Here is a 4,978-nt window from a genome sequence, read left to right as displayed (position 1 = left end):
TACCCGTCGAGGTTCGGCGGCGCGCTGCCGGTGGACTCGGGACAAGAGAATGGGCCGCTAGCTCAATTGGCAGAGCAGCTGACTCTTAATCAGCGGGTTATAGGTTCAAGTCCTATGCGGCTCACCCACAGATTGCTAGCAATAGCAAGGAAAATCGCCCCGGTCGATGACTCTACCGACCGGGGCGACTGCCTTTATACCACAACCGGTACCACAATTGACGTTGAGCCATATGAGTGGCCTAAGTAGGGTAGAATAGGTTTCACTGCATATCACTACGGCGACATTGAACTGAGTTAGGCCAGGGAACACTAGAATGCTCAAGCTCGATGACAACTTGCTCCCCGATGAGAAGCCCGTAGTCATGACCCCAGAAGCAGAGGATGATCTTCTAAGTGGTTACATTCCTGAGCAAGACGAAACACCACTACGGGTAGCTCCTCCAGATCGCCGACTCGTGACGCAGCCCTTTGACTTCGTGGTGCGAACCATTGTGAATCAGGTCGAGGACAAGAGCCTCATTGTCCGCCCCCCTTACCAACGCGGATATGTTTGGGACGATGGTCGGGCAAGCAGGCTGATTGAGTCTCTGCTGATGAATATTCCCATCCCTGCCTGCTACTTCGCTGAGGAGGATGCGGGCGTCTTCACTGTAATCGATGGTCAACAACGTCTGTATTCAATTTGGCGATTTGTCCGGAATCACTTCGGCCTTCGCAGTCTACGAACTCTTACTGAATACAACGGAAAGGAGTTCAAAGATCTCACTGAGCGGGATCAACGCCTGATTCTGGGGCGTACTATTCGCTGCATTGTCATCACCCAGGAGTCACATCCCGAAATTCGCTTCGAGGTTTTTGAGCGGCTGAACACTGGCTCAGTACAGCTAACAGACCAAGAAATACGGAATGCAATTTATCGAGGAGACTTCAATGATCTCATCAAGTCGCTCGCTGAACAACCACGATGGCTGGGGGTGTTGAACAAAGCCGCTCCCGACAAGCGAATGCGGGATGATGAGCTTGTAGTCCGCTTCTTCGCTGTTCATGACGACTACGTTAACTATCTTGCGCCGTTGCGTACTTTTCTCAACCTGTACACAGCCAGGAAGGGTGCCAGGCTAACTGAAGCGGAAACTCGACGCCTCACATTATTGTTTGAGACGACAGTGGACAAGGTATCTGCTGTCTTTGGAGATCATGCTTTTCGAAGTTTCAATTCATTGGCCGAAGATTGGGAGCGGCAAATAAATCGCGCTTTGTTTGACGCTGTCATGCTTGTATTTAGTCGTCTCCCTGTTGAATCGCTGGTTTCGAAGCGAGACGAAATCGAACTGTCGCTCAAAGCACTCTTCGATGACTCGCGCTTCCTGCAATCGATTGGACGTAGTACTGCTGACCGGGCGAGCTTTTTCGAGCGAATCCGACTCTTTAGCGAAGCCATGGAACGGATTGGTCTGCGAGCTGGCCTGTTTGACTCGTTGCAACAGGCGTGAATCGCGATGGTAAAGACAATGCATCCCCCGAGCTGGTCACTCGCGTTCGACGAATACCGTTCGAATCGGCGAGAGGTTGTGGAGTTACTTCACGCTGTACCGCCTGTCCGGGAACAGGTGCAGTCACGGAAACGATACGCATTGGCCAACGCACTCTACCGTGGCAGTGTGGTGCTGCTTTCGAGCCATCTCGAAAGGTATGTCGAATCCTTGATTGTGGAAGCGGTTGATGCAATTAACTCCGTCAACCCAGCTGTTTCGAGCTTGCCGGAAGCACTTCGAATGGCTCAAATCGAGCAATCTTTGCGAGTAGCATTTGAAACGAAGAACGTGGCCACCAGGATTGGAGCACTAAAGTCAATCGTTCAGGATATGAGTTGGTTTTGGGAAGATACGGGCACTTGCAATAGGCTTCGCGGTGGACCTTTAATTGATGGCTTTGACAATCCGCTCCCACGCAGAATCAATAGGCTCTTCGAGTCTATCGGGGTTGGTGGCGTCGTTGGTCGAGCGGTTGGCCTCGATGGGAGCACCGATCGAGGGATTATCGAAGTGAAGGTGGAGGAATTGGTGCAGAAACGAAACGCCATTGCACATACTGGAATGACAACAGATCTAACACAAGAAGATGTCATGTTCTATATGCGATGCTCGCGCAAATTAGTCCGTGGAATCGATATAATTGTTGGAGGGCAGTTGCAGGGAATTACCCTTGGATGGCCCTGGACCCTGTCTCGGTCGCATAGCAGTGTAGGTGTTTAGGTGTCCATCGTCAGGCTGATCTGGCTGTGCCCCAGCGTCTCCATCACCGTGCGCGCCTGGAAACCCTGCACGATCAGCAGCGAGGCGCAGGAATAGCGGCTGCAACGAGAACCTTAGGAATTCAGATCGAAAGGGGGTACTGTCGAATATTTCAGCGTCCGTAGAGAATCCTCATTCTTTGGCGACAACGGTGTCATAGAGGCCAACATGGGTAAGGCCCACATGGCTCTTGATGCCCGTGTATTGGAGTGAGGCATCTTCGTAGCGTCGGAATGCGAACACGGCCTGATTCATCTGCTCGGTGTTAAACACCTTGAGCTGCACTAACAGGTGGAAATCCATTACCGTCAGACCAGTGACAATCTCGAACAGCGCCGGTTCGATCTTGGTGATCACGTCTTGCAACGTGTTCTCTCGAAAATCGGTGAGATACATGAAGGCAGGAATGCGTGTCGCGAACTTGATCAGTTTTTCCTGCACTTCCTTTCGCTTGGACTTGAGATCTTTCTCCTCTGTAGTAAGCTGCTTTTTCTCTATTGGCGACAAGTCATTGTTCTTCGCCTTGTTTTTGAGGTCTTTGACCTTCTCGCTCTTGTTGATGATGGTTTCGATGACGTTATCGCCAAGTTTGCGCCAGCCCTCGATGCGCCCCACAGCATCCATCGCTGCGGGATTGTCGAATATACGGCGCAGGGTGTCATTGTCCACGTTGACTAGCAGCGCGCTCTCCCACTTGCGCGCGAGCAGCGTGGCCGAGGTTCCGGACATCGCAATGTCGAGAATGCCGCCCGCATCAATCTGCGTCATGTTTGCGCCGTCATAAGCCAGCACTGGCAGGAATGACACGAGGTCGCGGACGGCGTTCTCGGGATTCGGCTCGCCGGGCGCAAGCCCGATGCCATATTCAGAGATTTGCCGTAGCGCCCGCGTGGGCGCAAAGTCGAACACGAAACAGGCGGGCTTGATGATCTCCTCCTCGTTCGGGTTGTCGCCGTTGGGATTCTTGATCGACCACGGCGACTGCACGCGAAACGCCGCCTGGAAGTAGCTCTCTGGCGATTTCAGATTGCGCAGCATCATGATCGAAGACCACTGGGGCACGGTGACACCGGTGGTAAGCTTGCCGCACGAAAGCGTAATGGTCTTGTTATCGTAACCGCCGCCGATCGCCCGGCGGACAGGCGGCAGCGCTTCAAGCCCAATGCCCGCCGCAGCGCCAGCAGCCACGACTACTTTGTAGTCTTGCCAGAAGACGTTATCCTTCTCGGCCAGCAGGTTCGCCATCGCGCGGCACGCCGCGACGCTGGGCAGGAACCAGAACGAGTGCTGGAGATACGGCAGCAGGTACTTATCCGAATATGGAAACGGCGGTCGCTTACCGGTCTTGAGATATTCCACCGCCTTGGGCGCATAGTTGCCGCGAATGATGTCCAGCCACTTTTGCACGTCGTCCTTGTGCTTGAATCGCGCCTTGTGCCCCTCGCCCGTGGCCTCGAAGAAGGCGTTGAGGTCGAACTCGTCGAACTCGCCCGCACTCGCGATCTCCAACAACTCGTCCGGCATCTGGTAGGTGAGCAACGACATCTGCGGCAGCGCGCCATAGGGGTTCCACGCGCCGGGGTTCATCGCCGCGAACGCTTCCTTCGCACGCTGCTCGTCGGTGTAGGTCCAGTTGAATATCTGTTCCTCAATGAACTTGCCCGTGGCTAGTGCCTTGAATGGCGTGCCGGAGAGATAGAGGTAGGCCCTGGTGGCAATGGGCAGAAACTCGGCCTCTTTCCCTGAGAGTTCGCCAAGATCGACGTTCACACGTTCCAAATCCGCAGCGTATTCGAGATTGGCTTCCTTCTTCGCGACCGCGTCCTCTTCGCCCTCGAACAATTCTTTCGCGGTGTCGCGCCACGCGCCGAAGTGGTATTCGTCAAAAATCACCAAGTCCCAGTTCACCTTGTGCAGCCATTCGTTCTTCGCCTTGATATTTCCCGCACCATCGCGCCCCAGCAAGTCTTGGAAGGAGCCGAAATAGACGAGCGGCTTTTCTGCGGCGATTTGGGTCGGATCGCTGCCGGAATTACGGGAGAGGTATTGCCAGCCGTCGAAGTCCGCGTGCGCTTCAAGGTCCGTCTGCCAGGCGTCCTCCACGGCGGGCTTGAAGGTGACCACCAGCACGCGCCTGGCCCCGAGTTTCTTGGCGAGCTGATAGCTGGTGAAAGTCTTGCCGAAACGCATCTTGGCGTTCCACAGAAAGCGCGGAACGGCTTTTTTGTCCTCCGCCCAGATCGAGCGGAAGTAGTCGCAAGTCTTCTCAACCGCTGCGATCTGTTCTTCCCGCATCGCGAAGGTCTGGGAGTGCGTACCGGTGAACCTCTGGCCGGTGCGCAGCTCGGTGAGCACGGTCTGCACGTCCTTGACCGTGCAACGCATCCATTCCCGTGCTGCTCTCTCGATGCCCTTCCTGGCAAGGGCTGCACGCACCTCGTGATCGGTGAAAGTCGTACCATCGTCGCGCACAGCAGACTCATCGAGTTCGATCGTGTAGTTCTCGATCGCGGCGGTCTTGAGCTGATCGGCGACACGCTGTTTCACAGCGCGCGTAGTTTGACCTATCTTCAGCAGGCCCGCATGCGCCCCATCTGCGATGGAGTAGGCATAGATGCGCGGCCGGGTCTCCAACTTGGGCACAAGGATTTCTTCGATGGTCTTACTCATCATCACCTTCAT

At 54.8% G+C, this 4,978-nt stretch carries 3 protein-coding genes and 1 tRNA gene; 3 read left to right on the top strand and 1 reads right to left on the bottom strand.

Annotated features, from left to right (window positions below; translation table 11 throughout):
* The first annotated feature begins 51 nt into the window (after positions 1-51).
* The 3 genes from K1Y02_25290 (at position 52) to K1Y02_25280 (ending at position 2,257) form a co-directional block, all read left to right on the top strand.
* Positions 52-124, top strand: a tRNA-Lys gene (locus K1Y02_25290).
* A gap of 192 nt (positions 125-316) precedes the next feature.
* A complete protein-coding gene (locus K1Y02_25285) occupies positions 317-1,495 on the top strand; it encodes a DUF262 domain-containing protein (GenBank protein ID MBX7259695.1) in 1,179 nt (392 codons plus the stop codon).
* Between the two features lie 141 nt (positions 1,496-1,636).
* Complete coding sequence (locus K1Y02_25280) at positions 1,637-2,257, top strand: hypothetical protein (GenBank protein MBX7259694.1); 621 nt, start codon at positions 1,637-1,639, stop codon at positions 2,255-2,257.
* Positions 2,258-2,428: 171 nt separating this feature from the next.
* Here the strand turns inward: K1Y02_25280 and K1Y02_25275 are convergent, their stop codons facing one another.
* Positions 2,429-4,969: a GIY-YIG nuclease family protein gene (locus K1Y02_25275; protein ID MBX7259693.1), complete on the bottom strand. Its 2,541-nt coding sequence runs from the start codon at positions 4,967-4,969 to the stop codon at positions 2,429-2,431.
* Positions 4,970-4,978 lie beyond the last annotated feature (9 nt).

The organism is Candidatus Hydrogenedentota bacterium, assembly GCA_019695095.1.
Lineage (GTDB): Bacteria > Hydrogenedentota > Hydrogenedentia > Hydrogenedentales > SLHB01 > JAIBAQ01.
Note: the sequence above shows the minus strand (reverse complement) of the source record. Positions and strands in the feature narration are given on the sequence as shown.